Source organism: Bacillus sp. JZ34, from assembly GCF_053903205.1.
This window is the reverse complement of record NZ_CP096403.1, coordinates 2,949,049-2,972,155: the sequence shown is the minus strand read 5'-3', so window position 1 is coordinate 2,972,155 and position 23,107 is coordinate 2,949,049. Positions and strand designations below refer to the sequence as shown.

Sequence of the window (23,107 nt, the reverse complement as noted above, 5' to 3'; positions counted from 1 at the left end):
TGAGGCGTTTTTCTGTTTACGAAAATGATCGAACCGTTTCCGACTCGATGATCATTTTCATAAACTCGGCAGCCGCCGGTGTTGCTTCTTCAAATGAGGGTGTAATCATGCCGACCTCGCGGATAATTTGAGGAGAGATGTCTTTTTTGATCAACCGATGGGATACGGAGGAAAGCGAAAAGTTAGAAATCAAGCCGATCCCCAAGTTGTTATTGACCATATTGACCAATGTTTCCGCGTTTTGCACAGTCAGATTTTCTTTTAATTCGAGGCGGTGTTTTTGAAAGATTTGAGATACCGCGACTTCGTGCCCGCCCTTGCAAAAGATCAATTCATTTTGATGTTTTTTCAGATCAATGAAAGGTGCGTCTTTTAAGTGATGATATTGCTCAGGGATGACGGCCGCCATCCGGTCTTGAAACAATACTTGACTTTCGAAACCGTCAAAGGGAGAGGCGACGATGCCTAAATCAACCAGGCGTGTTTCGACCCATTGCTTGATTTGGTCGGAGGTTCCTTCGACCAGCTCGATTTGTACGAGCGGATACTTTGACTTGAAGGAGGCGATAGCCTGCGGCAAAATATTCGCTGAGACGGCGGGGAACGAGCCAACTTTGACTTTCCCCCTGAGCAGATGATTTTCTTGATCGGCCACTTGGTATATTTTGTTTTCAATCACAATCATCTGTCTGGCCAGTACGGCGATTTCCTTTCCCGCGTCAGTAAGCTTTAACTTGTTCTGTTTATCCCGAATCAACAATTTGACCCCGAGCGACGTTTCCATGGTTTTTATGGCTTTGCTCACGGCCGGCTGTGAAATATACAGCTCGTTGGCGGCTTCTGTCATATTTAGTGTCTCCGCAACTTTCACAAAGATGTGAAGGCTGTTCATATTCATAACCAAATGGTTATACCTCCAATAATAAAAATGTATTTCAGTTATCATCCAATATAGCATATGCTGTACATGAAACAAAGAAGAAAGGTGACGGTTTATGTTTAAAGTACTGTTGGGGATCATCTCTGTAACGCTTATTTGGGGGTATACCTGGGTGACGATGAAAATCGCAATCACTGACATTCCCCCTGTTTTATTTTCGGCACTGCGGCTGTTCATTGGAGCCGTTCCTTTGTTTGTAATTCTCTTGATCAAAGGAAGGAAGCGTTCAATAGGAAAGGAGAATATCAAGCATTATCTGGTGATGAGTTTATTGATGGGTTTAGGTTATATGGGGGTGTTAACTTACGGCATGCAGTTTGTCGATTCGGGAAAAACGTCTGTATTGGTGTATACCATGCCGATTTTTGTCACTGTCATCAGTCATTTTAAATTAAACGAGAAAATCAATGTGTATAAAATGCTCGGTTTATTTTCCGGGTTGATCGGTCTTTTGTTTATATTAGGAGGAGGGATTCTGCATGTTGATCAAAATGTCATATTTGGAGAGCTTTGTGTTTTAATCGCAGCGCTCAGCTGGGGCATCGCCAATGTATACAGCAAACTGAAATTTAAAGATACAGATATGATTCATATGAATGCATGGCAGCTTCTAACAGGGGCGGTGATGTTACTGATCTTCTCTTTTATACTGGAACCGTCCCGGCCGATTCACTGGTCAAATGAAGCGATCTTATCTCTTTTATTTAACGGTTTATTCTCTACGGCTTTGACGTTCGTCATTTGGTTTTGGATCCTGAATCAAATCGAAGCGTCAAAAGCATCGATGGCTTTAATGTTTGTTCCCGTATTAGGCCTTTTATTCGGCTGGCTGCAGCTGCATGAACCGGTCACAATCAGCATCCTGATCGGCGCCTTCATGATCTGCATCGGGATTTTTATGAATACTTATCAATTTAAAAAGGTGTAAAAAAAGGCAGAGGGTCTATATGGTATGATGAAATGGGAGGGAGATTTTATGAAAATCGAACACATCGCTATATGGACGAACAATTTAGAGGAAATGAAAGACTTTTATACCCGGTTTTTTCACGGAAAGGCGAATGAAAAATACGTCAATCCGAAAAAGCATTTCGAATCCTATTTCATTCAGTTTGAATCGGGAACACGGCTTGAGCTGATGAGACGTCCCGACCTTGCAAAAGGAGAGGAAAACGCTTCCGGCTATGCACATATGGCGTTTTCCTTAGGGTCGCGGCAAGAGGTTGACGAGATGACGAGCCGCTTTGAAAAGGAAGGATACCAGGTTGCCGGAAAGCCGCGCGTCACGGGTGACGGGTATTATGAAAGCGTCATCCTGGATCCTGACGGCAACATCGTTGAGCTGACCGTTTGACGGAAAAAAGCTAATGTCCGTTTTTAGACATTAGCTTTTTCGTTTAGATGGCAGCATCGAGCTGATTGATTTTCCATTTGTTGTCTTCTTTCACAAACGTGATCTTTCTTTTCGCAGTCACCGATCCATCCAATGCCGGTACGGAAAATTCATAGGTGCGGGTATTGTTTTTTTGAGAAATCAGTTTGATTGTTGCTTTGTCCCATCCTAAGAGGTTGTCCCCATCGCCGACAGGAACGGCCATTTTTCCTTTATAAGACATAATGTTGTATTTTTCAAATCCTTTTTTAATGGCGTCTTTTGTGAAAACCGGTGCCAAGTAATCTGTTAACTTTGCTTTTGTGCTGAATTCACTGCACATATACGTATATGGAAGACCGCGGTATTCAAATGTTTTGGTTTGGCAAGTTGAGTTTTTCGCTTTTGGATTGTGGCCGCTCATCGTATTCCAAAAGTGCTCCCGTGCCTGCAAAGTCATTTGCATGACTTGTTTATTTGTTAAATTCCCTGATGTTTGGTTTTTCGCTGCGAGAGATGCTCCGGCAGGTAAGATGAGTAAAACAGCTAATAAACAAACGATTAACTTTTTCATGTTCCTCTCTCCTTAAATATATCTCTTATGTTACAAATGTTACAATAATTACAGATGGATTACAAGAGATTTGCGAGAAAAATTTTCCTCCGCTGTTTTCTAATATATGACGACATAAAAGCGACTGGGGTTATATGTTTAGGAAAATAAATTACGTCTATTGATTCGTTTTCCCGAATTTCTCTTCTCATAAACACAAAAGCTTCATGTTGAAAAAACATCTTATACTGAAAAAGAATTCCAGCTTGAACCAGCGTCAAGAGCAGGAAAGAGGACGTCTGAAACATAAAGGAATCATGTTGTTGAAAATCAGAATTTTACATAAAATCAAACTTTATCAGTAAAAAAACTGTAACGAAATTCGCATCAATCTGTCATAGCGGTGACATTTTGCTGTGTTACGATTTTCCCTGTTAGTTTCAAAAGGGCTAACAAGGGAGGATTTAACTTATGAAGAAGACAATCATGTCCTTGGCTGCAGCCGCAGCTATGTCGGCGACTGCATTCGGAGCGACTGCCTCAGCAAAAGAAATCGAAGTTCAAAAAGGAGACACGCTCTGGGGGATTTCTCAAAACTACGGAATGAACCTCAAGGACTTAAAAAAATGGAATCAGCTTTCATCAGATCTGATTTTACCGGGTCAAAAGCTGAACATTTCTTCTCAAGAAGAAAAATCTGAAGAAAAGCAGTACACCGTTCAGCTAGGGGACACGCTCTCAAAAATCGCAAAAGAGTTCGGTGTAACTGTAAGCGATCTTCAAAAACGGAACAATCTGAAGTCGGACCTGATTATTGCAGGGCAAACGATTGCGATAAATGGAGAAGCAGGAGAGGCTGCTGCTGCAGCGCCTGTGAAACAAGAGTCCGCGCAAAAACAAAACGATCAGCCTGTCAACGTGCAAAAGGAAATCACAGTGACAGCAACTGCGTATACGGCAAATGACGGGGGCATTTCAGGCATCACAAAAACGGGAGTCGACCTGAATGCGAACCGTGATGCAAAAGTCATCGCGGTTGATCCAAGCGTGATTCCGCTCGGTACGAAAGTATATGTGGAAGGCTACGGCGAAGCGACGGCTGAAGACACCGGAGGCGCCATTAAAGGCCATAAAATAGACGTATTTATTCCAGATAAAAAAGACGCTTTCAATTGGGGCGTCAAAACCGTAAAGGTCAAAATTTTAAACTAATATCAAAAAATGCAGGAGGCGCTTCATGCCTCCTGCATTTTTTTGATGGATCGATGTTTATGCTGGATGATGTTCCCCGCGACTGCTTTTCACAAAAACCGAAATCACAAGAGCAGCTGCTGCAAAGACGATGGCTACGAAATAAACCATATGAACGCCTTCTGTCATACCTTGCATGTGCAGCTCCTGACGGCTGGCTCCTGAAGAATGCGCGATAAAGCGATTCGAAACGGTCGTCAGAATTGTCGTGTACAATGCCGGACCGATGGCCCCTGACACTTGATTGACCGTATTCATAATCGCCGAGCCATGCGGGTACAGCGGTTTGGGCACCTGGTTTAAACCGAGCGTCATGATCGGAGCCATCGTTAACCCGACGCCGAGTGTGAAGCCGGCGTACAGCATCATTCCCGCCGCCATCGGCGTATCGCTTGAAATATTCGTAAACAGCGAAAGGACGGCAATCACAATGATCACCCCGGTGATCAACAGCGGTTTAAAGCCAAGCTTATCAAACAGGCGTCCTGCAACAAGAGATGTCATCGCCAGGACAAGGCCGCCCGGCAGCATAAGAATGCCTGTATAAAGCGGTGACAGCTCAAGCGCCATCTGGAAGTAAAGCGGCAAAATCAGCATCATCGAAAACTGCAGCATCATCACGATCCACATCAGGATAACCGAGACGGAAAATATTTTTGACTGAAACGGCCTCATATCAAGCATCGGCACTTTCAATTTGAGCTGGCGCATGACGAACAATATTAATCCGATGACACCGGCTGCCAGTCCGATGATCACTTTCGGACTGCTCCAGCCTGCAGCTTCCCCGGCGTTGCTGAAGCCGAAAACGATTCCGCCAAACCCGACAGTCGATAAAAGAATAGATAATATGTCAATTTTCGGATACGTCAGTTCGGTTACATTTTTCAGGCGGAACGCCGCATAAAAAATCATGAAAACCGATACTGGCAGCATCATGAAGAAAACAACGCGCCATGAATAATGCTCGACAATATAGCCTGAGATGACCGGACCGATCGCCGGGGCAAATAAAATAACGAGCGTTAGGATTCCGGTCATCGTTCCGCGTTTTTGCGGCGGAATCAAAGTCAATATCACATTCATCACAAGCGGCAGTATCAAACCTGTACCTGAGCCTTGGATGATCCGTCCGGCGAGAACGAGCGGGAAGACCGGAGCGATTCCGGCCAGAAAGGTTCCCGCCGTAAATAATGTCATCGCAGACAGAAACAACTGCCTTGTCGTAAAGCGCTGCATTAAAAACGCGGTAATCGGCACGGCGATGCCGATCATGAGCATATATCCGGTTGACAGCCACTGGGCCGTATTCGCTGAAATGCCGAAATCGTCGATGATCTTCGGCAAAGCCACATTCATGACCGTCTCATTAATCAGAGCGAGAAAATTTCCGACGATTAAAATGGCGATAATCATGAAGGAGCCTTTTTTAGCATGTTCCATTTGCATTTCCCACCCTTTATGATCGTTTTAGTAAAAAAGGAATTTGTTCGGCGGCTGCACTGAGGGGCCGACCGTTTTTTTTCGTCACTGAGAGCACATACGCACCCTCAATCATCGCCTGTATCGCGACGCTCAGCGTCTCGGCCGTTTCCGGCGCGTAGCCTGACTGGAGCAGTTTATCCTGATAGACAAGCTGCCAGTCTTGATAAACCTGTTCACAAGTTTGGCGGAGCCTTTCGCTGAACGACCACGTTTCTGCGGCGACGGATACGATCGGAATATCATCGTTTTCTTCCATGATGTATTCCTCGATTCCGTCAGCCATCATCTGGATATAAGATTGAAACGCCTTGACAGGATCAGCTTCTCGGCTGATCGCTGACAATATATACGCTTTGATTCTTTTCCCGGTTAATTGAATCGCCTCTTGCGCCAGTTCTTCTTTGCCGCCGGGAAAATAATAATAAAGCGATCCCCGCGGCGCTCCGCTTTCGGCTGTGATTTGGCTCAGACCTGTGGCATGGTAGCCTTGTTTGCGGAACAATCGTGAAGCTGCCCGCAATATTTTGTCGCGGCTGCTCATTTTTTCTGCCATCCTATCATTCCCTTATGATTTTATACTGATCGGTCTATATAATTTTAACGAAAAAAAAGACCTTTTTTGAAGGCCTGTTTTAAAAAAAGGACGATTTGTCCATATTCGGTTCACCGGGAATCCGCTGAAGGCTTAAGAAAGCCGGCAAGCAGCGGCGCCACAGCGATCACTGCCAAGATCGACAAAAGGCTGTCAGATATGAGGTGAACAAAAGTTGAATTGATGGTATAGAGTGCGAGCACCGTTAAATAAACGGCCAAAAAAACGTAGCCGAAGATTTTCTTGCGGAACGGTTTTTTGAGTTGAATAAAAAGAAACAATCCGGCCATTAAAATGATAAACGTCACAGTTCTATTCTCCCTTCGCGAATGTTTCTCAATCCTCGTATGTCCGGTTTCTTTCTTTGTTGTCTTCAAATGCCAGCTGAATGACGAATAAAAACAGACAGGCGATGATTTCCACATCCAGCGGGATGGTGATGCTGTCCATCAATTCATCAGCGAGATGGATGGCAAGCCACGTAAAAAAACATTCGATCATAAAGGTCAGAGCTTTATGACCGATCATAAAGCTCAAAATCTTTTCCGGGATTTCAAACAGCGCGCCGAGGCCAAAGGATAAAAGGATATACCAGAAGAGCGACCAGGGCGATTCGTATGTCACGCCGAAAATCGCGAAAAAGCCGGCAACGCCGAAATAATAAGACCCGAATAAGAGCGTAAACACAGTGAGGATCAAGAGAAAGATCAGAGTCACTGCGAACATGGTACCGAGAGTTTTTTTAATCATTAAACATTCATTCCTAATCATGCAGTGTATATTCATGATATCAGAAAAATATCCGGTTGTGAGTTATTAATGAGATTTTGGGGTTAAAGTTTGTGTGGAAGGGGGGAGTGGAGAGAGCGTTCTGAAAAATTCCTAAGGTGTTTTTCGAGACCTAATTAATCGCCATATATCATATTTGGAGCGTTTTCATAAGGGCTGCAATCAAGAGGATAGGATCACAAATAAAAAAGGCTGCCAGCCGGCAACCTCACTTTGTTAAGCATATTTCGTATTTGCTTGTTCTAAAACCGACGTATTTACTAGAAGAATTATTTTCGTGCCTTAGGTGATTTTCGATTTTGGTTCAATTGCTTTAATCTTTTAAATCTCATAAAGAGATTTTTATTTTCCTAGAGGGAACATATTTACAACCGCTGCGACTCCCGGTACACTACATAAAAACAGGACAGGCAGGTGCAAAAAATCAAGAGATGAAGCAGGCTTTAACTGACCAATACGGCAGCTTTACAGAGATGGCAGAAAATGAAATAGAAGGAACCGATTATTCGGTGGCTGCGCGGGATGCAGGGAGCGCACTGCTTGTGATGGCTCCCCACGGGGGCGGGATCGAACCGGGCATCAGTGAAATTGTCAGGGCTTTTGCAGCGGGTTCTTCGGTTTATTTATTGGAAGGATTGAAAAGGCGCGGCAATAAGAGTCTTCATGTGACAAGCGCCCATTTTGACTGCCCGCTTGCCGTGCGAATGGCTGCAGGACATCGATACATACTGGCGTTCCACGGATATGACGAGCCTTTCCGCCGGCATACGCTCATCGGGGGGACAGATCGAAGGCGCGCCTTGTTGTTTGCGGAGACATTGGAGAAGCACGGATTTTCTGCGGAGCTGGCGGCTGAAAGGGGATATCTTTCAGGTACAAACCCTGCAAGCATCAACAATCGCTGCCAAACAGGGTTAAGCGTGCAATTTGAAATCAGCACTGCCCAGCGGAAGGCGATGTTTGAGCAATTCACATTAAAGGGCAGGCGAACGTCTCAAAATGAGGTGTTTTCCCGCTATGTCAAAGCTTTGAAGGCAGGAGCCCGCATCGCATATGGGCCGAGTGCAGCCGGGAGCTGAGCCGGCTGTTTTTTATTTTCTCAGCATATACGCCGGCCGGCTTTCTGCCGCGACCATTTTGCCGACGCCGTTTGCCGTTGTGTACGGGCGGCGGGTTTCCCGGCGGTAGCGTGCAAGTTCGTCTTCTTCTTTAAGGCGAGCAGCATTCGCTGATTCGCTCTCTTGGGAAAGGCTCGCCATCCATGCCTCATGAAACTGGATCCCGGCTTGCCGTTTTTCAAAGAGCTCGATCCGTTTGACAGCGAACGATTCCGTGACTTTAAAGAGGTCGGCGATCATTTTAGCGGCTTGGCATCGCAGCTGGGGAAAATCCATTTTTAAAAGCATAAAAGTAGGGACGCAAAAATGGTACATAAATTGATTGGCCTGGAATTCCTGCAGCTCCCTGAACATCTGATTCATATAAAGCTGGTTTCCCGCGTGCTTTAATACGTGGCATAACTCATGGGCAAAATCCTCCCACTGCTTTTCCTTTGAAAGGCTGCTGTTGAGAATGATGCTGTACATGCCGTCATGCTTAATCATCATGCTGTTGACATTTTCATAGTGAATCCAAATGTTAAAATGAGCGGCTATGCGATTCATATCAATGTGGTGGGGTTCAAAAAAACCAAACTTTTGAAACATATTTTTGACGTATTCTTCTAGGTGAGATAAGTAAAACTTCAATACGAGACACCCTTTCGAACAAATGTTCTGTTTTTAGCGGGAAAGAAAAGCCCGTCAAAGGGGCTGTCATGTTTTCATGCAGATCTATCATATACGATGAGCAGCCTCTTTAGCAAATCTTTCCCTTTTTTATCGTCTTAACTATTAAATCGGCGCTCACCAGGTAACGTTTAATAGAAATTCCTTTTTTATCCGTTTTGTTTATCTCCGGGCTTTCGTTTTTTCTCTTTTTCTTTTAAGTATTGAATGAACTCGATGGCCTGCTGTCTGCTTTCGGGGGAAAATTCCTGCATGTCTCGGTATGCAATTTGCAGATCCGGATCTGCGATTTCGTCTTCAATCGTTTTTTTCTTTTCCGTTCCTGTCAACAGATAGTCAATCGTCACTTTATAGTAATCGGCGAGTTTTTTTAATGTTTCATAGTCCGGCTCGCTTCTTCCGTTTTCGTAATGGGAGTAGCGGGCCCGCGATACACCGATCTGCTTTGCAACTTCTTCCTGTGTCCGTTTTCCTCTCAGGCTCTTCAGTCTGCCGCCTAACATAGAATGACCTCTCTTCCTCTATTCGGCATGTTTATCTCTATTATAGATACAAAATGTATCGAAATAAACATATGATAAAAAAAGTATCAAAAAAGTATTGATGATAAGAAGTGTATCATATATAATCAAATCATCAGATACGTATTGTATCAAAAACAGGGAGTGAGAACATGTGCGAAAACGGTTGATCGAAGAGCGTTGTAAGAGGGGATGGACCCAAAAGCAAGTGTCGGAAAGGCTTGGACTCTCCGAGGTTTATGTTCGCAAAATCGAAAGGGGAACACGCAATCCCGGCAGAGAAACGATGCTGAAATTCGAAACGCTTTACTCAGTGCCTGATCGATTGCTGTTTCCCGATCTTTTTCAGGTCTGTTTGGATACATATTGTATCAACGGAACTCTGTATGAAAGAAGGCGATGTCATGAATCTTGAACATCCGATGGTCACACACATTCGAACGCACGGCTATCCAAAGGAAGCCGACAGAGAGCAAATGCGAAGACATGGCGGACCCGCCGGATATCCACAAGGAGGCAGCATGGGTAAAATTGTGATTTCCTACAGCTCAGACCGTTTTGATCAATGGCGGCTCGGCGAAGCCGGGGGATTCATCGCTTTTACGAAAGACGGAAAGCCTGTATTCCAATTCGATCGTAAAGGCCAATACGAACGGTATCTCAGACTGAACCGCAGAAGGCACAAGGAAGGGGGAAGATGAATGTCCCGTCCGCTCGATCAAAGCTATCCCTTTTCCGTTTACTCAGGGATTTTAACACCTGTGCACTACGAGAAAATAGGCAATGCCATTTGGCTGTTTTTATGGTGCATCAGTTCAACAACTAAGGAAATCGAACGCGATGGGATGACATGGGGCATCGTGCTCGGCAACAAACCGCTGAAAGCCGCAGAATTGGCTCTTCAATTCGGCGTCAACGAAAAAACGGTTAGAAGATGGCTCGCTCTTCTCGAACGAAACGGCTACATTGCAGTCACAAGAGCGCCTTACGGAATGATTTTGTCAGTCAGACATTCAAAGAAATTTGCCTATGCCAGCCATGTCCGGTCAGGCAGTTCTGTTCGGACAGAAGAGACTGGCCGTGCGGACATCCTTGTCCAATCCAATAAAGATATCACACAAATCAACACAAAACATAATATGACTTCCATAAAAACAATAGCAGACCGATTTGCCGCCCTTAGGTCTTTGCAGGAAGGAAAGCCTGTCCATCCCTCGTCAAAAGACTACCAGGCCATCGCCCGGATTGTCGCCCGCGGAGTGTCTCTTCCGCAAACAATCAAATGGCTTGAACAATGCTTTGAAGAGTATGAGGCGCGGCGCCGAAGCCGCAATGAAACGATCAAGGTCTTCAGCTACTGTGAAAAATATATAATCGGCCGGCTGGCTGAAGCGGAAGAGAAAATAACTGTCAGGAGGGAGAACAATGTCCAAAAGAACAATCGAAGAGATCATGGACGAACTGAGAAACAGGAGCTGTCTATCACAGGGGGACAAACCGGAAGAATCCGCCGCAAAACAGTATGACTGTCCGAAATGCAAAGATGAACTCGGATTTATCGAACGGCGCGGAACGATGGAAGTATGGGTATCATGCGCCTGCCGCGAATGGCGGAAAGCGCAAAAGCTGTTGAAATCGAGCGAAATCACCGAACAATTTAAAAACTTAAATTTTGCTCAGTTCAAGACGAAAGGAAAACACCAATCTGTAAAAGAGGCGTATGAATGCGCCGTTGAATATGTACAAGCTTACCGGGACATCCGGGAAAGCCGCAAAAACAGCATCGCGTTCTTGGGACGACCCGGTTCAGGGAAGACGCATTTGCTGACGGCCGCCGCCAATGAGCTGATGAGGAAGCATTTCGTACCCGTCCTTTATTTTCCTTTTGTCGAAGGATTCAACGATTTAAAACAGGATTTCTCATTGCTTGAGGATAAGCTGAACCGGATGAAGCGAGTCGAGGTGCTGTTTCTCGATGACCTGTTTAAACCGGTGGGAGGCAGGCCGCGGGCGACGGAATGGCAGATCGAACAGACATATGCTGTCGTCAATTACAGGTATTTGAACCATAAGCCGATCATGCTGTCCAGCGAGCTAAGCGTTGAAGAAATTGTCAGCATAGACGAAGCGCTCGGAACGAGGCTGGTTGAAATGTGCCAGGACTTTCTCGTCGTCCTGAACGGGAGCTCTTTCGGCATCAATCATAGACTGGGGGGGATGGTTTGATGTGCCCGCTATGTAACGGGAGAAAATCAGTCCACCAGGACGCAAGGATCGGAACGATTTTCCGCGCTTGTCCAAACTGCCGCGCTGAAAGCGGCGATTTGACGGATGTGATCAAACATCTGGAAGCACTGATTGCAAAAATGAAAACAAGGGTGAAACAAGGTGCTTAAATGTTTAAAAGCGATGATTCTCATCATCTGGACAGCGGCAAAAAGAGATGCACAAATGAAACGATGGCACGAAGAAGACGGAAAGTGAGGAAGACAAACGTGAAGAACGAAAGTGCGACGTACAGCCCGTCACCATGGCGCGTCGTCAGAACAAATAGCGACCTGTACATTTATTCAGCTTACAGTAAAGCCGAAAAGAAACGGTTTCCTTATTCCAGCGGGCGGGTGATTGCCAAAGTCGCCGACTACAGCGCATATTCCAAGGAAAAAAATGCCCGCTTAATCGCCGCGGCTCCCGAACTTTTGACCGCAGCGAAGCTCACGCTTGCCTATTTGAAGCGAAAACGGCCCGCTCGCTCTAATTCAGTTGAGAATCAATTGATAAATATTTTAGAAAAAGTCGTCGCAAACGCGGAATTTGAAGAGGAGGAAAATAGATGAACCATCCGGCAAAGATACAAGATATCCACGATACGACGGTTGCAAGCCGCCTTAAAAAAGGAAAGGTGACAGTGATCGTTCTTGATGGAATGAACGGCACAGCTTGGCAGGCCGAGGCGCCTGAACACGGCAAAACCGTCATTGAAACGAGAAAGGGAGACCTCGCAAGGGTCGAATTTGAAATCGGCTATAAGCTATAGCTCTACAACTTGAATATTTGTCCAAGACGGAAAGCCTGCGGACGCTGATCAGATGCACATCTTACTGTGCGGCTGATTGGTGTCCTTTTTTATTTCAAAAAAACGGAGGTACAAAAAATGGAAGATTTGCTTTTCGAATATAAAAGAGCGCTGAAAAACACGAAAAAACTGTATCGGGCCTATCAGGATGAACAAGGGCTGACTGCTGAACAATTGAAAGATAAAAAACTGATCAGAAACATGATGACCGATTTGGAATATGTGATCGACTGGCTTGAAAACGGAAGGGAGCCGGGAATCAGAAGGGCGATTGACAGGCGAGACGCTTATAAACGGATGCTACTGAAAGATCCGCTGATCATCGACACGTTCTCAGAACAGATTGCATTTGAACCGGCTCAAGAAGTGTCAGCGTACGATAAAGCCCGGATTGAAACCGCGCTGTCTGCCCTTACGGCACGCGAAAAAGAAATCTTCATTTTACATAAGGTCGAACAGTTTTCCTATGAGCGGATTGCCGCCATGCTCGGCATCAAAAAGTCTACTGTTCAAACCAATGTGAAACGGGCACAGCTGAAAATCGCGAAACAAATCGAAAAGCCCCTCGATTGTATGGCATAACGATATATCTGTCTTTTGTCATACGTTTGCCACCTATAAGTGAAAAGAGAAAAAATATAATAAAACATACTGTTCTTAAATGGAAGATTCATATAGCGATGAAATATTACTGTTTCCGGGAATGAGAGGCGGTGAAGATGAACAATGCCAAGGAAAAGGGATCCAAAAAGGGATGAAGCTTTTCGTCTCTATCAACAATACGGGGGAAACATTACGAATCTCGCAATCGCAAGAGAACTCGGTGTTTCAAATCAAAAAGTCAGCGTTTGGAAAACCCGTGACCGCTGGAAAGAGGCTGTAAACGGGGAGGATACGAGCAGAGGAAAAGCAGACATCCGCAATGAAGGGCTGAATGAACGGCAGCGGCTGTTTTGCATCTATTATGTGAAAAGCTTCAATGCCACCCAAGCAGCGATAAAAGCAGGCTACTCCCCTGCCAGCGCTCATGTGACAGGCTGCCGGCTTCTGAAAAACGAAAAGGTGGCCGATGAGATCAGGCGGATCAAAAAAGAGATGGTAGGGGAGATATTCGTTGAGGCGATGGATGTTCTCCAAGTCTATGTGAAAATCGCATTTGCCGATATGACCGATTATGTGACTTTCGGCAAAAAAGAGGTACAGGCTGTCGGAAAGTCCGGACCGCTGTTTGATGAAGAAAACAATCCGGTTATGAAAGAGATCAGCTTTGTCGATGTGAAACATTCCGACCTCGTCGATGGTACAGTCATCACAGAAGCGAAACTCGGGAAAGAAGGAATCGCAATCAAGCTGGCCGATAAAATGAAGGCGCTCGAGAAGCTCTCGCAGTATTTCGATCTTTTCCCTGATTCATTTAAGCGGAAAATTGAAAATGAGAAGCTGAAGCTCGCCAAACAAAAAGCCGACAAAGATGCGGAATCAGGACCCGTTGAAGTGGTCATCACCAGAAAAGGTGATTCGGCTTGATTATAAAAGAAGTCAATCCGCATTTTGAAGATTATTTGTTTAACTGGGATCAGACGTTTCAATTTCTTGTCGGCGGATACGGTTCGTCAAAAAGCTATCATACCGCTTTAAAAGTCGTATTAAAGCTGCTGCAGGAAAAGCGCACCGCTCTCGTTGTAAGGGAAGTGTTTGAAACACACAGGGATTCGACTTTTTCTTTATTCGCAACCATTATCGATGAGCTGGGTGTTCAAACGGCGGCAGAGGCCGTTTCTTCTCCGATGCACATCAGGTTTGCAAACGGCAGCCGGATTATTTTTAAAGGGATGGACAACCCGGCGAAATTGAAATCCGTCAACAACATCTCGCTGATTTGGATCGAAGAATGTTCGGAAGTGAAGTATGAAGGCTTCAAGGAACTGATCGGCCGGCTGAGGCATCCTGATCACAGGCTGTATATGATATTGACGACAAACCCAGTCAGCCAGTCAAACTGGACGTACAGACACTTTTTCAAGGATGAGCGGAACAAGCGGTTTATTTTGGATGATGAGGTTTTGTATGAAAAGCGGGTCGCTGTCGTCGGTGATACGTTTTACCACCATTCCACAGCTGATGACAACCTGTTTTTGCCGAAAAGCTACCTCAAACAGCTTGATGATATGAAAGCATATGACCCTGACCTGTACCGGATTTCCAGAAAAGGGAGGTTCGGGGTAAACGGCATTAGGGTTTTGCCGCAATTTGAAGTGATGGAGCATGAGGAGGTCATGAGGCGGATCTCCGCCATTTCCAAGCCGCTGAAGAGAACCGGAATGGATTTCGGATTTGAGGCATCATACAATGCCGTCGTCCGGGCGGCCGTCGATCCCGACAAAAAATATCTCTATATTTATTGGGAGTACTACAAAAATAAAATGACAGATGACAAGACGGCCGAGGAGCTTAACGAATTCGCGGTTACGAAGGAGCTGATCAAAGCCGATCCGGCCGAACCGAAAAGCATCCAGTTTTTCAGGCAGAACGGTTTCAACATGACAGCAGCCCGCAAGTTCCAAGGCTCGCGCCTGCAATATACGAAAAAAATCAAGCGGTTTAAAAAAATATTGTGTTCTGACCGATGTGCCAATACGATCTACGAATTGCAGCCGCTGACCTATGCGACAGATAAAGACGGCAATCTGAAGGAGGATCAGTTTACAATTGATCCGCACACACTTTCCGCGCTATGGTACGCGCTTGATGATTATGAAGTCACCGATTTGAAGGCTGAGCAGGAAGCGAGAAAACGGCCGAACAGGAAAAGGGGGAGATAGTGTATGTCAACTCAGCAAACGGTAAGAGCAAAAGTCATGAAATCCCGTTTTCACGAGCCTGTAACAAAACAAATATATGAAGATCAATTTTCGGAGATCTACGGAGATGAGATTATCGCACCGCCGTACAATTTGAAAGAACTGAAAGCCATTGCCGAATATTCTTCAATTCTCCAGCAATGCATTGACGCCTATAAAACGAATATTGCAGGGTTCGGGCTTGATGTCGAGTACGCTTTTGATTTTAATGGTGCGGATGTGACGCCCGATAAGAAAAAGGCTGCTGAGACCGATTGGACAAGGCTTGAAGATTTTTGCCGCCATCTTCATTTCGATGAATCGGCTGAAACGATTTTAAGCCATATGATAGAGGACCGCGAAAAAACGGGGAACGGGTTTTTGGAGGTGCTCAGAAACGGCACGGGGCAGCCGGCCGGAATTGAATATCTCGATGTCAAAAATATGCGCGTATGCGGATTGACAGAACCGATCGAAGTGGAATTTGCCTACATGGAAAACGGATCGCTAAAAAACATCAAAAGGGAAAAAAGGTTCCGCAAATACGTTCAGATGATTGACGGCAGAAAGGTGTACTTTAAAGAGTATGGCGATCCGCGCGTCATGGATATGACCACCGGAGCGTTTGACAGACAGACTCCGCCTGAACGAAGTGCGAATGAAGCGATCCATTTTAAAATCGGCAGCGGCGTCTACGGCGTTCCGCGCTGGATCGGAAATATTGTCAACCTGTACGGAGCGCGGAAAGCGGAAGAGCTGAATTATATGTACTTCAGACAAGGTCGGCACGTACCCGCCGTTATTACGGTTGAAAACGGCATGCTCTCAGAGGCTTCGTACAGAGAGCTGCAGGAATATATGAACGACTTGGAAGGCGTTGAAAATGCCCACAAATTTTTGCTCATCGAAGCGGAGGGGATCGCACAGGAAAAAGACATTCACGGCAGCCAGGACATTACGCCGGTGAAAGTGGACATCAAATCACTCGCTGAAATTTTGCAGGAAGATGCGCTGTTTCTTGAATATGACGAGAAAACGCGGAATAAAATCCGCTCTTCCTTCAGGCTCCCGCCGCTCTACACCGGTGATGCCCATGAATATAACAGGGCGACAGCAGATACCGCCCGCAAAATCACCGAAGAACAGGTTTTTGAACCGGAGCGGAAAATATTGATCGGCAAGCTGAATACGCTGTTTCTCCGTGATTTAAACATTTTCCATGCGAGGCTCCAATTGAAAGGACCGGACTTTCGCGATCCACTTGAGATTGCAAAAGTGCTCGGTCCTTTTATTCAAGCGGGAGCGGTATCTGCAAATGATTTGCGTGACCTGGCCGGCAGAGTGCTCGGCAAGACGCTTGATGAATGGCCGGAGGAAGAATTCAGCAGGCCGCTCGGTTACCAGCAAAGCGCAAAGCGTGCTGAAGCGGAAGCCGGAGCGCTGCTGCCCGAACTGCAGGAAGTCGTCGAGACATTGAAACAGATCACTGAAAGGAGGTGAACACTTCGTGCCGAGAGAGCTTAAAAATGCCAAGATCAATTTCGTCAGTTATGTCGACAAAGCGGCGAACAAAAAGAAATTCTTTATGACGAAATCGAGTGAACCGCCGACATTTGAAAAGGAAGTCAAGCTGATTGCGAAAGCCGAGGATGAAAAGAAGCTCGTCTACGGCGTGGTCTACGAGCCGGACATTCAGGATGCCCACGGCGATTTTATGTCGGCTGACGAAATCCAAAAAGCCGCCCACGGTTTTCTGAAAAATGCCCGGAAGATCGACAAGGATCACAATTTCCAGGGAGGCGTCGGAGAAGTCGTGGAGTCCTATGTTGCGCCGGCTGATTTTGAAGTGAACGGCGAAACGATTGTGAAAGGCTCTTGGGTGCTGGTGACAAAAGCCGGCGATGAGATCTGGGAACAGATTAAAAAAGGAAGCATCACCGGCTACAGCATGGCGGGCACTGCCGAAACGGTCGAACACCCGCCCCGCGCCGGCTCTAAAACCGATGAGACCGGCAGTTTCTTTCAGCTGTTTAAGCAGTTTTTTGCCGGCGACAAACAAAAAACGGGAGAGGAAGAAAAAAAGATGAAACGATCAGAAGTTCAAGGAACGATTGAAGCCGTCTTGGTTCCGCTTCTCAAACGTCTTGACGATTTGGAAGGGGATAAAGCGGCGGAAGAAAAAGAGCAGCAGACAGACCAGGATGCACATGTGAAGGAAATCGTCGAGGACATGCTCGCCCCTCTGATTGCGCGCATCGAAGCACTCGAAAAGATGAGAGGTGCCTCAAAGCAGGCAGCGGCTGAAAAAGAAGGAGAAGAAGAAGTTAAAAAATCGATTTGGAGCGGATTGCTTTAATTTGGAGGAGGAAGAACATGAGAAATCAAGAGATTATTCGTAAAGCCGAGATGTCGCTTGCGACGTTGAAAAGCGGAGGATTAATGAATCCGGCGCAGGCTTCTGCATTTATTCGCATGGTGCAAAACACGCCGACAATTTTCAGCGAATCACGTGTGATTCAAATGGAAAACGACTCGCAAAAATTTGAAAAAATCGGTTTTGGCCAGCGGATTTTAAGAGCGGCTGATGAAGGTAAAGCATTGGCGAAGGACCAATTAACCGCACCGGTGACCAGCACAGTTGAACTGAATGCGAAAGAAGTCATTGCCGAAGTCAACATTACTTATGACACGCTCGAAAATAACATTGAAAAAGACGGCCTTCAACAGACGCTGATGCAAATGCTGGCGGAACGGGCCGCTGTGGATATTGAAGAACTGATCGTCAACGGTGATGTTGCGTCTTCAGATCCATACCTTGCTCAACTTGACGGAATCCGGAAGCAGTCCGTCTCTCACATCGTCGATGCAGGCGGGGAGCAAATCAGCCGACAGCTTTTCAAACAGGGACTGAAAGCTGTTCCGGCAAAATATATGCGCGTTCCGCAGGAATTCAGATTCTACACATCGCTCGGTCAGGAGATCGAATGGAAAGACCGCGTCGCAGACCGTCAAACCACTCTCGGGGATGCGGCTGTACAGGGCGGGCTTTCAACCGCTTTTGGCGTGCCTGTTAAAGGGGTCTCAAATATTCAGCCGTATGCGTACGGAGAAGGAGATGCAGCCGCCGAAGCATCAGACATTATTTTGACGCATCCGAAAAATATTATTCTCGGTTTCTCGCGCAATATCAGAATTGAAGTCGATAAAGACATTCGCGCGCGCAAATTTATCATTGTCCTGACGGCAAAACTGGACAGCAAATTCGAAGAAGAAGACGCGGTTGCAAAAATCGTCAATGTAAAAGAGTAAATGCCTGAGTCCGAACGTTTTCACTGAAAGCATCGCCAATCGGCGGGAAACGAGTCCGAGCACAAGCGAAAGCGCCCCGGACAAACAGCTAAAAGCTCTGGAAGGATGTGATGAACATGCTGATCACGCCCGACGATATCATCCAATATTCCGTTATTGAAGCCGTGAAAAACCGGCCGCAGGAATTGCTGTGGCAGGATATCCTTGAAGCCGAAGCGGAAGCCGAGCAGATCACGGGGCATCGTTTTACAGATGAAAAATATGATCCGCTGCCGGAAAAGGCAAGGCTCGCTTTGCTGCAGCTGGCACAGTACTTTGCATTGAAAAACGGTGATGAATCGCTTTTGAAAGGCTACAAATCTGAGAAATTGGGTGACTACTCCTATACGCTCTCAAGAAGCGGTGGCCTGGCGAAGCCCGACGTCTATAAACTGCTCGAAGAATTTATTCTTGATTATCAATCTGTCCGATTCAAGGTACGACCGCTATGAGCTACAAAAGTCTATTAAGCGACCGTTGCGATATCTATCATTTAAAGGAAGATCATGCAGAGGAAGCAAGGTACGGCATTCCCGTGCCAAACCTGCAGCCGATTCGCACATACGGGGAAACCCCCGATCTTCAAAACGTTCCCTGCTATTTTACGGAAAAAAATCAGTCGATCGTCCAGCAAGATCCCGAACAGGTCATTTATCATTCATATTTGGCCCATTTTCCGGCGGATGCAGATGTGCGCCTTCACGATCTTGCGGTCTGGAACGGTGTCAGCTACACGCTCCAGCAGCCGCGCAACATCAAAGGCCATCACCTGGAAGTCTTAGCGGTCAGGGATGAAAAACTATGAAAATCAAAGGATTGAAACAGCTATCGCGGACGTTGGAAAAAGCGGGGCAGAGCGGCTTTCGAACTGAAGCTGCCAAGTGGCTTGAACAGACGGGAACCGATTTTTTAGATCTGGTCCGCGACGAAATCGTACGCGCCGGATCGATTGATACCGGCAGCCTTATGCGCTCTTTCAAGCGAGGGGCTGAAGGGAACATATGGGAAATCGAAAAAGGCGGACTCACGCTTGAAGTCGGGACGGAGTTAGAGTACGCCTCATTCGTAAATGACGGCCATTGGACAGGCGGAAAAGAGGAAGTCAGGTGGATTCCGGGACAATGGCACAGCGGCCGATTTCAATACGATCCCGTTTCTTCGTCCGGCATGGTTTTAAAACGGCAATGGGTAAAGGGAACAGGCTATTGGGAGCATGCGCTTTACATATTTGAGCGTTTATTTGAAAAACGCCTGAATGAAGAGCTGCAAACATGGCTGAATTCCCTTTAAGGAGGTGAAGCTTTGAACGACGAAACGGGATCTGTTATGAATTTCTTTTATCAAGTCTTTCCTGTCGTCTGTTATGAAAAGGAAATACCCGACCATTTTCAAATACCGTCGCTATATTTTCCTCCCCCTTCTGTTTTTGATGAAAATGATACAGTTTCAACATTTAAAAAAGTCTTCACCCTGAATGTGAAACTGTTTCACCATGATTCACAGCAGGCCCACGATCATGCCGAGCGCATTGCAGACGCCGTAAGGGAAGCGCGACACATCATCCCGCTCATTGACCGGTCGGGTAAAGACACGGGAGACAGCTTGAGGATCAGCCGGATCGAGACGAGGATAGGGGATTCCGGCACCGCGTCCATTATTATTCAATGGAACAGCCGCTACTGGTACAAACGGGAAAACGAACTTTCTCTGGAAACAATCGATTTTACAAACGGGGTGAAATAATTGACAGTCAGCAAAAAAACAAAGACCGAAGCAAAAAAGGCGCCTCTTGAGGAACGAGAAGCGCTGTTCTACATCGAGGATCTGAGGGAGCACGCGAAAGAGCTTTTCGGCATTAAACCGGAAGTTCTCGACGGTGCTCTTTTTCATGTGAAAGAAGAGCAGATTTCAAAGCTTGAGGCAAGTCAGCTTATTCAAACATTTTTAGCCAAGGAGGTCATGAATTAATGAACGGCGGAACATTTACACCAGGCAAAGAAAAAGATCGTGCCGGCATTTATTTTAATTTTAAAACGACAGCAGAGGAGCGGATTTCCGTCGGGGACCGCGGCACAGTTGCCCTTCCTGTCGTCATGAGCTGGGGGGAGCCGAAATCATTCGTATCGATTTCCAGCATTGAAGATTTAAATAAAAAAGTGGGATTGAACATCGATGATCCGTCTCTTCTGCTTTTCCGCGAAGCGAAGAAAAACGCACAGACCGTTTTGCTGTACCGTCTGAACACAGGAGCGCCGGCGAAAGCCCAAATCGGCGAAACGCTGAGTGTAACGGCAAAATACGGGGGCGAGAAAGGGAACGACATTTCAATCCGCATTTCCGAAAATGTGCTCGATTCTAAAAAGTTTGATGTTACAACCTTTGTCGGAACAGATGAGGCTGACCGGCAAACCGTCAAAACGGCAGAAGAGCTTACCGTAAATGCGTACGTCACGTTTCAAGGGGAAGGCGCGCTTGAGCTGACAGCGGGCACAAAGCTTTCAGGCGGTGAGAACGGAACGGCAAGTGTTGCCGATTACACCGCGTTTTTAGATGCTGCCGAAACGGAATACTTCAATACGATCGCACTTCCGGTTGCAGACAATGAACAGCTGAAAGCCACTTTTGCCGCTTTCATCAAACGCCTTCGCGACAAGCAGGGTCAGAAAGTCCAAGGCGTAGTCGCCGATTATGCCGGAGACGATGAAGGCATCATTAATGTAACGGGAGGCGTTGTGCTGGAAGACGGCACAGAAATCACGCCTGAAAAAGCGACAGCATGGGTCGCGGGAGCAAGCGCAGGCGCGACTTTTAACCAGTCGCTGACATTTGTCGAATACGAAGGAGCTGTTGATGTTCTGAACCGTCTGGATGAAGATCAGGTCATCGAACGTCTGAAAAAAGGCGAGTTTTTATTTACGTTTGATGCACGCGATCAATCGGTCAGTGTCGAAAAAGACATCAACTCTTTAACGAGTTTCACTGCCGACAAAAACAAAAAATTCTCGAAAAATAAAATCATCCGCGTCCTTGACGGAGTTAACAATGATTTGACCCGCGAATTAAAGGCTTTAATCAAAGCGCGAAAAGCAAGCGGCAGCGACATTCCTGCGTCCGACGATGGTTTGCAGTACGTCAAAACGCTGATCATTCAGTATATGACGGCGCTTCAGGAAGCCGGCGGCATTACCGGTTTTGATTCTGAAAGCGATATTGCCATCACACTGAATGAAGACCGCGACGGGTTTTTAATCGATTTGGCCGTTCAGCCGGTTGATGCAGCAGAAAAATTCTACTTTAATGTGGAGGTAAAATAATATGGCATTAAAAGCGCAAAACACGATTTCCGGAAAAGAAGGCCGTCTTTTTCTCGACGGACAAGAGATGGCTCATATCAAAACATTTGAGGCAAACGTCGAAAAGAATAAAGCCGAAGTCAATATTATGGGCCGCCGCATGACGGGCCACAAGACAACAGGTGCAAACGGCACGGGGACGGCGACATTTTATAAAGTCACGTCTCAATTTGTCACATTAATGATGAACTATGTAAAAAAAGGCGATGATCCGTATTTCACGCTCCAGGCCGTCCTTGACGACCAGTCATCAGGCCGCGGAACGGAACGTGTCACACTGTATGACGTGAATTTTGACTCAGCCAAAATCGCCGGCCTTGACGTCGATTCAGAAGCGCTGGAAGAAGAAGTGCCGTTCACATTTGAAGATTTTGACGTTCCTGAAAAACTGAAAGATACGTTTTAAAAAAGAGCCCCGTATCCCGCTTTTCAAACTTAGATCGCAAAGGCTGGTCTTAAAGAAGGAAGCCGATTCAGTAGTCAGGACATTTAACACCAAGCACTCTCGCCAAGCGAGGGTGCTTTTTCATTGCCAATTTAAAAATTGAATGTTAAAGGAGCAAGCAGACATGAGCGAAAAACAAGAAGAAAAAGTATATGATTTATCCTTTTTTATGCCGGGACAAACCGTTGAAGCCGAGGAAATCAAAGTGCCGATCTCAAAGCGGTTCGTCGATAAAAAGGGCAATGTCATTCCGTTTGTGTTTAAGCCGATTACAACCGAGCGCATTGACGAGCTTGAAAAAGAAAATACGACTTATAAAAACATCAAAGGCAGGGGCCGCGTCAAGGATCTCGACACCCAGCGCTTTTACGCCCGAATCGCCATTGAATCGACGATCTATCCTGATTTCCGTTCAAAGGAATTAAGGGACGCCTATCAAACGGCCGATCCGGTCGAAGTAGCCAAACGCGTTCTGTCAGTCGGAGGGGAATATGCGAACTGGCTCAACAAAGCGATTGAAATCAACGGCTTTGAAGACGACCTTGAAGATCTGGAAGAAGAAGCAAAAAACTAATCCAGGATGGGAATAAAGAAGCGGTGTATCTCTATTTTGCGATGCACGAACTTCACTATTCTCCATCCCAGCTCCGGGAGCTGTACGAAGCCCCAAAACCGTTTAAAGCATTTTTATACGGACTCATCAGCTACAAACTTCAAATCTTGGAAAAAGAAGCGAGGAAAGGAGGTACATAATC

The 23,107-nt window shown here is 46.2% G+C and carries 34 protein-coding genes; 26 read left to right on the top strand and 8 right to left on the bottom strand.

The features are described from left to right. Nucleotides 1-16: 16 nt before the first annotated feature. Nucleotides 17-904 carry a LysR family transcriptional regulator gene (locus M1D90_RS15035; RefSeq protein WP_101560734.1) on the bottom strand — a complete coding sequence of 296 codons (888 nt, stop codon included), beginning with the start codon at nucleotides 902-904 and terminating at the stop codon, nucleotides 17-19. A gap of 91 nt (nucleotides 905-995) precedes the next feature. Between M1D90_RS15035 and M1D90_RS15030 the strand changes: the two genes are divergently transcribed. After that, nucleotides 996-1,868, top strand: coding sequence for a DMT family transporter (locus M1D90_RS15030; RefSeq protein ID WP_023856700.1), 873 nt, complete (start codon nucleotides 996-998; stop codon nucleotides 1,866-1,868). 48 nt (nucleotides 1,869-1,916) lie between these two features. Continuing rightward, nucleotides 1,917-2,294 (top strand): VOC family protein, encoded by a 378-nt coding sequence (locus M1D90_RS15025; protein WP_023856701.1) that lies wholly within the window; start codon nucleotides 1,917-1,919, stop codon nucleotides 2,292-2,294. Nucleotides 2,295-2,337: 43 nt separating this feature from the next. Here the strand turns inward: M1D90_RS15025 and M1D90_RS15020 are convergent, their stop codons facing one another. Further along, complete coding sequence (locus M1D90_RS15020) at nucleotides 2,338-2,886, bottom strand: IseA DL-endopeptidase inhibitor family protein (protein ID WP_023856702.1); 549 nt, start codon at nucleotides 2,884-2,886, stop codon at nucleotides 2,338-2,340. Between the two features lie 450 nt (nucleotides 2,887-3,336). Here M1D90_RS15020 and M1D90_RS15015 point away from each other — a divergent pair, with 450 nt between their 5' ends. Further along, nucleotides 3,337-4,077: a 3D domain-containing protein gene (locus M1D90_RS15015; protein ID WP_025811608.1), complete on the top strand. Its 741-nt coding sequence runs from the start codon at nucleotides 3,337-3,339 to the stop codon at nucleotides 4,075-4,077. 57 nt (nucleotides 4,078-4,134) lie between these two features. Here the strand turns inward: M1D90_RS15015 and M1D90_RS15010 are convergent, their stop codons facing one another. From M1D90_RS15010 to M1D90_RS14995, 4 genes are all read right to left on the bottom strand, one after another. Continuing rightward, nucleotides 4,135-5,559 carry a DHA2 family efflux MFS transporter permease subunit gene (locus M1D90_RS15010; protein WP_456282859.1) on the bottom strand — a complete coding sequence of 475 codons (1,425 nt, stop codon included), beginning with the start codon at nucleotides 5,557-5,559 and terminating at the stop codon, nucleotides 4,135-4,137. A gap of 16 nt (nucleotides 5,560-5,575) precedes the next feature. Further along, nucleotides 5,576-6,154: a TetR/AcrR family transcriptional regulator gene (locus tag M1D90_RS15005; protein WP_145624458.1), complete on the bottom strand. Its 579-nt coding sequence runs from the start codon at nucleotides 6,152-6,154 to the stop codon at nucleotides 5,576-5,578. Between the two features lie 110 nt (nucleotides 6,155-6,264). After that, nucleotides 6,265-6,501: a hypothetical protein gene (locus M1D90_RS15000; protein ID WP_020451001.1), complete on the bottom strand. Its 237-nt coding sequence runs from the start codon at nucleotides 6,499-6,501 to the stop codon at nucleotides 6,265-6,267. 28 nt (nucleotides 6,502-6,529) lie between these two features. Next, complete coding sequence (locus tag M1D90_RS14995) at nucleotides 6,530-6,943, bottom strand: regulatory YrvL family protein (protein ID WP_128822748.1); 414 nt, start codon at nucleotides 6,941-6,943, stop codon at nucleotides 6,530-6,532. Nucleotides 6,944-7,413: 470 nt separating this feature from the next. Between M1D90_RS14995 and M1D90_RS14990 the strand changes: the two genes are divergently transcribed. Beyond that, nucleotides 7,414-8,061 carry a poly-gamma-glutamate hydrolase family protein gene (locus tag M1D90_RS14990; protein WP_020451003.1) on the top strand — a complete coding sequence of 216 codons (648 nt, stop codon included), beginning with the start codon at nucleotides 7,414-7,416 and terminating at the stop codon, nucleotides 8,059-8,061. Between the two features lie 12 nt (nucleotides 8,062-8,073). Here the strand turns inward: M1D90_RS14990 and M1D90_RS14985 are convergent, their stop codons facing one another. After that, complete coding sequence (locus tag M1D90_RS14985; RefSeq protein WP_128822743.1) at nucleotides 8,074-8,730, bottom strand: ImmA/IrrE family metallo-endopeptidase; 657 nt, start codon at nucleotides 8,728-8,730, stop codon at nucleotides 8,074-8,076. Between the two features lie 188 nt (nucleotides 8,731-8,918). After that, entirely contained in the window at nucleotides 8,919-9,272 is a 354-nt protein-coding gene (gene xre / locus M1D90_RS14980) for an HTH-type transcriptional regulator Xre (protein WP_020451005.1), read from the bottom strand. Between the two features lie 172 nt (nucleotides 9,273-9,444). Here xre and M1D90_RS14975 point away from each other — a divergent pair, with 172 nt between their 5' ends. From M1D90_RS14975 to M1D90_RS14870, 22 genes are all read left to right on the top strand, one after another. Further along, entirely contained in the window at nucleotides 9,445-9,705 is a 261-nt protein-coding gene (locus tag M1D90_RS14975) for a helix-turn-helix transcriptional regulator (RefSeq protein WP_026579871.1), read from the top strand. Then, the gene (locus tag M1D90_RS14970) at nucleotides 9,695-9,991 is read left to right on the top strand and encodes a hypothetical protein (RefSeq protein WP_035399943.1); all 297 of its coding nucleotides are present in this window, start codon (nucleotides 9,695-9,697) and stop codon (nucleotides 9,989-9,991) included. Before M1D90_RS14975 ends, M1D90_RS14970 begins: the two co-directional genes overlap by 11 nt. Continuing rightward, complete coding sequence (locus tag M1D90_RS14965) at nucleotides 9,992-10,816, top strand: helix-turn-helix domain-containing protein (protein ID WP_026579869.1); 825 nt, start codon at nucleotides 9,992-9,994, stop codon at nucleotides 10,814-10,816. It abuts the gene before it with no gap. Beyond that, nucleotides 10,716-11,516 carry an ATP-binding protein gene (locus tag M1D90_RS14960; RefSeq protein WP_456282858.1) on the top strand — a complete coding sequence of 267 codons (801 nt, stop codon included), beginning with the start codon at nucleotides 10,716-10,718 and terminating at the stop codon, nucleotides 11,514-11,516. Before M1D90_RS14965 ends, M1D90_RS14960 begins: the two co-directional genes overlap by 101 nt. Then, the gene (locus M1D90_RS14955; RefSeq protein ID WP_165395376.1) at nucleotides 11,516-11,686 is read left to right on the top strand and encodes a hypothetical protein; all 171 of its coding nucleotides are present in this window, start codon (nucleotides 11,516-11,518) and stop codon (nucleotides 11,684-11,686) included. The genes M1D90_RS14960 and M1D90_RS14955 overlap by 1 nt, the downstream gene beginning before the upstream one ends. Nucleotides 11,687-11,785: 99 nt before the next feature. Next, entirely contained in the window at nucleotides 11,786-12,127 is a 342-nt protein-coding gene (locus M1D90_RS14950) for a hypothetical protein (RefSeq protein ID WP_026579867.1), read from the top strand. After that, nucleotides 12,124-12,327, top strand: coding sequence for an XtrA/YqaO family protein (locus M1D90_RS14945; protein WP_020451011.1), 204 nt, complete (start codon nucleotides 12,124-12,126; stop codon nucleotides 12,325-12,327). Before M1D90_RS14950 ends, M1D90_RS14945 begins: the two co-directional genes overlap by 4 nt. Before the next feature lie 117 nt (nucleotides 12,328-12,444). After that, nucleotides 12,445-12,948 (top strand): sigma-70 family RNA polymerase sigma factor, encoded by a 504-nt coding sequence (locus M1D90_RS14940; RefSeq protein WP_020451012.1) that lies wholly within the window; start codon nucleotides 12,445-12,447, stop codon nucleotides 12,946-12,948. A gap of 144 nt (nucleotides 12,949-13,092) precedes the next feature. Further along, a complete protein-coding gene (locus M1D90_RS14935) occupies nucleotides 13,093-13,893 on the top strand; it encodes a terminase small subunit (RefSeq protein WP_026579866.1) in 801 nt (266 codons plus the stop codon). Next, complete coding sequence (locus M1D90_RS14930) at nucleotides 13,890-15,188, top strand: PBSX family phage terminase large subunit (RefSeq protein ID WP_456282857.1); 1,299 nt, start codon at nucleotides 13,890-13,892, stop codon at nucleotides 15,186-15,188. Before M1D90_RS14935 ends, M1D90_RS14930 begins: the two co-directional genes overlap by 4 nt. Nucleotides 15,189-15,191: 3 nt before the next feature. Then, a complete protein-coding gene (locus tag M1D90_RS14925; protein WP_197407246.1) occupies nucleotides 15,192-16,706 on the top strand; it encodes a phage portal protein in 1,515 nt (504 codons plus the stop codon). Nucleotides 16,707-16,713: 7 nt separating this feature from the next. Beyond that, entirely contained in the window at nucleotides 16,714-17,562 is an 849-nt protein-coding gene (locus M1D90_RS14920) for an XkdF-like putative serine protease domain-containing protein (RefSeq protein ID WP_145624468.1), read from the top strand. Nucleotides 17,563-17,579: 17 nt separating this feature from the next. After that, nucleotides 17,580-18,515 carry a phage major capsid family protein gene (locus M1D90_RS14915; RefSeq protein WP_020451017.1) on the top strand — a complete coding sequence of 312 codons (936 nt, stop codon included), beginning with the start codon at nucleotides 17,580-17,582 and terminating at the stop codon, nucleotides 18,513-18,515. A 116-nt stretch (nucleotides 18,516-18,631) separates the two neighbouring features. Then, the gene (gene yqbG, locus M1D90_RS14910; RefSeq protein ID WP_456283506.1) at nucleotides 18,632-19,006 is read left to right on the top strand and encodes a protein YqbG; all 375 of its coding nucleotides are present in this window, start codon (nucleotides 18,632-18,634) and stop codon (nucleotides 19,004-19,006) included. Continuing rightward, nucleotides 19,003-19,359 carry a YqbH/XkdH family protein gene (locus M1D90_RS14905; protein ID WP_149169400.1) on the top strand — a complete coding sequence of 119 codons (357 nt, stop codon included), beginning with the start codon at nucleotides 19,003-19,005 and terminating at the stop codon, nucleotides 19,357-19,359. The genes yqbG and M1D90_RS14905 overlap by 4 nt, the downstream gene beginning before the upstream one ends. Then, nucleotides 19,356-19,844, top strand: a complete 489-nt coding sequence (locus M1D90_RS14900; RefSeq protein WP_026579861.1) for an HK97 gp10 family phage protein — start codon at nucleotides 19,356-19,358, stop codon at nucleotides 19,842-19,844. The genes M1D90_RS14905 and M1D90_RS14900 overlap by 4 nt, the downstream gene beginning before the upstream one ends. A gap of 12 nt (nucleotides 19,845-19,856) precedes the next feature. Next, on the top strand, nucleotides 19,857-20,297 hold the full coding sequence (locus M1D90_RS14895; protein WP_020451021.1) for a hypothetical protein: 441 nt from the start codon (nucleotides 19,857-19,859) through the stop codon (nucleotides 20,295-20,297). Next, on the top strand, nucleotides 20,298-20,522 hold the full coding sequence (locus M1D90_RS14890; RefSeq protein ID WP_020451022.1) for a hypothetical protein: 225 nt from the start codon (nucleotides 20,298-20,300) through the stop codon (nucleotides 20,520-20,522). Continuing rightward, nucleotides 20,522-21,868: a phage tail sheath family protein gene (locus tag M1D90_RS14885; protein WP_224066944.1), complete on the top strand. Its 1,347-nt coding sequence runs from the start codon at nucleotides 20,522-20,524 to the stop codon at nucleotides 21,866-21,868. The genes M1D90_RS14890 and M1D90_RS14885 overlap by 1 nt, the downstream gene beginning before the upstream one ends. Before the next feature lies 1 nt (nucleotide 21,869). Next, nucleotides 21,870-22,313: a phage tail tube protein gene (locus M1D90_RS14880; RefSeq protein ID WP_003180830.1), complete on the top strand. Its 444-nt coding sequence runs from the start codon at nucleotides 21,870-21,872 to the stop codon at nucleotides 22,311-22,313. A 163-nt stretch (nucleotides 22,314-22,476) separates the two neighbouring features. Continuing rightward, nucleotides 22,477-22,926 (top strand): phage tail assembly chaperone, encoded by a 450-nt coding sequence (locus tag M1D90_RS14875; protein ID WP_095290086.1) that lies wholly within the window; start codon nucleotides 22,477-22,479, stop codon nucleotides 22,924-22,926. A gap of 41 nt (nucleotides 22,927-22,967) precedes the next feature. Further along, nucleotides 22,968-23,105: a hypothetical protein gene (locus M1D90_RS14870; protein ID WP_095290311.1), complete on the top strand. Its 138-nt coding sequence runs from the start codon at nucleotides 22,968-22,970 to the stop codon at nucleotides 23,103-23,105. Nucleotides 23,106-23,107: the final 2 nt, after the last annotated feature.

Bases quoted from the DNA above. Each gene is read 5' to 3' on its own strand.
- M1D90_RS14970 (WP_035399943.1), top strand. From the start codon at position 9,695: ATGAATCTTGAACATCCGATGGTCACACACATTCGAACGCACGGCTAT.
- M1D90_RS15005 (WP_145624458.1), bottom strand. From the start codon at position 6,154: ATGGCAGAAAAAATGAGCAGCCGCGACAAAATATTGCGGGCAGCTTCA.
- xre (WP_020451005.1), bottom strand. From the start codon at position 9,272: ATGTTAGGCGGCAGACTGAAGAGCCTGAGAGGAAAACGGACACAGGAA.
- M1D90_RS15015 (WP_025811608.1), top strand. From the start codon at position 3,337: ATGAAGAAGACAATCATGTCCTTGGCTGCAGCCGCAGCTATGTCGGCG.
- M1D90_RS14875 (WP_095290086.1), top strand. From the start codon at position 22,477: ATGAGCGAAAAACAAGAAGAAAAAGTATATGATTTATCCTTTTTTATG.
- M1D90_RS14900 (WP_026579861.1), top strand. From the start codon at position 19,356: ATGAAAATCAAAGGATTGAAACAGCTATCGCGGACGTTGGAAAAAGCG.
- M1D90_RS15025 (WP_023856701.1), top strand. From the start codon at position 1,917: ATGAAAATCGAACACATCGCTATATGGACGAACAATTTAGAGGAAATG.
- M1D90_RS14885 (WP_224066944.1), top strand. From the start codon at position 20,522: ATGAACGGCGGAACATTTACACCAGGCAAAGAAAAAGATCGTGCCGGC.
- M1D90_RS14940 (WP_020451012.1), top strand. From the start codon at position 12,445: ATGGAAGATTTGCTTTTCGAATATAAAAGAGCGCTGAAAAACACGAAA.
- M1D90_RS14960 (WP_456282858.1), top strand. From the start codon at position 10,716: ATGTCCAAAAGAACAATCGAAGAGATCATGGACGAACTGAGAAACAGG.
- M1D90_RS14995 (WP_128822748.1), bottom strand. From the start codon at position 6,943: ATGATTAAAAAAACTCTCGGTACCATGTTCGCAGTGACTCTGATCTTT.
- M1D90_RS14870 (WP_095290311.1), top strand. From the start codon at position 22,968: ATGCACGAACTTCACTATTCTCCATCCCAGCTCCGGGAGCTGTACGAA.
- M1D90_RS14945 (WP_020451011.1), top strand. From the start codon at position 12,124: ATGAACCATCCGGCAAAGATACAAGATATCCACGATACGACGGTTGCA.
- M1D90_RS14915 (WP_020451017.1), top strand. From the start codon at position 17,580: ATGAGAAATCAAGAGATTATTCGTAAAGCCGAGATGTCGCTTGCGACG.
- M1D90_RS15020 (WP_023856702.1), bottom strand. From the start codon at position 2,886: ATGAAAAAGTTAATCGTTTGTTTATTAGCTGTTTTACTCATCTTACCT.
- M1D90_RS14935 (WP_026579866.1), top strand. From the start codon at position 13,093: ATGCCAAGGAAAAGGGATCCAAAAAGGGATGAAGCTTTTCGTCTCTAT.
- M1D90_RS15010 (WP_456282859.1), bottom strand. From the start codon at position 5,559: ATGGAACATGCTAAAAAAGGCTCCTTCATGATTATCGCCATTTTAATC.
- M1D90_RS15030 (WP_023856700.1), top strand. From the start codon at position 996: ATGTTTAAAGTACTGTTGGGGATCATCTCTGTAACGCTTATTTGGGGG.
- M1D90_RS14880 (WP_003180830.1), top strand. From the start codon at position 21,870: ATGGCATTAAAAGCGCAAAACACGATTTCCGGAAAAGAAGGCCGTCTT.
- M1D90_RS14905 (WP_149169400.1), top strand. From the start codon at position 19,003: ATGAGCTACAAAAGTCTATTAAGCGACCGTTGCGATATCTATCATTTA.
- yqbG (WP_456283506.1), top strand. From the start codon at position 18,632: ATGCTGATCACGCCCGACGATATCATCCAATATTCCGTTATTGAAGCC.
- M1D90_RS14925 (WP_197407246.1), top strand. From the start codon at position 15,192: ATGTCAACTCAGCAAACGGTAAGAGCAAAAGTCATGAAATCCCGTTTT.
- M1D90_RS14990 (WP_020451003.1), top strand. From the start codon at position 7,414: ATGAAGCAGGCTTTAACTGACCAATACGGCAGCTTTACAGAGATGGCA.
- M1D90_RS14955 (WP_165395376.1), top strand. From the start codon at position 11,516: ATGTGCCCGCTATGTAACGGGAGAAAATCAGTCCACCAGGACGCAAGG.
- M1D90_RS14965 (WP_026579869.1), top strand. From the start codon at position 9,992: ATGTCCCGTCCGCTCGATCAAAGCTATCCCTTTTCCGTTTACTCAGGG.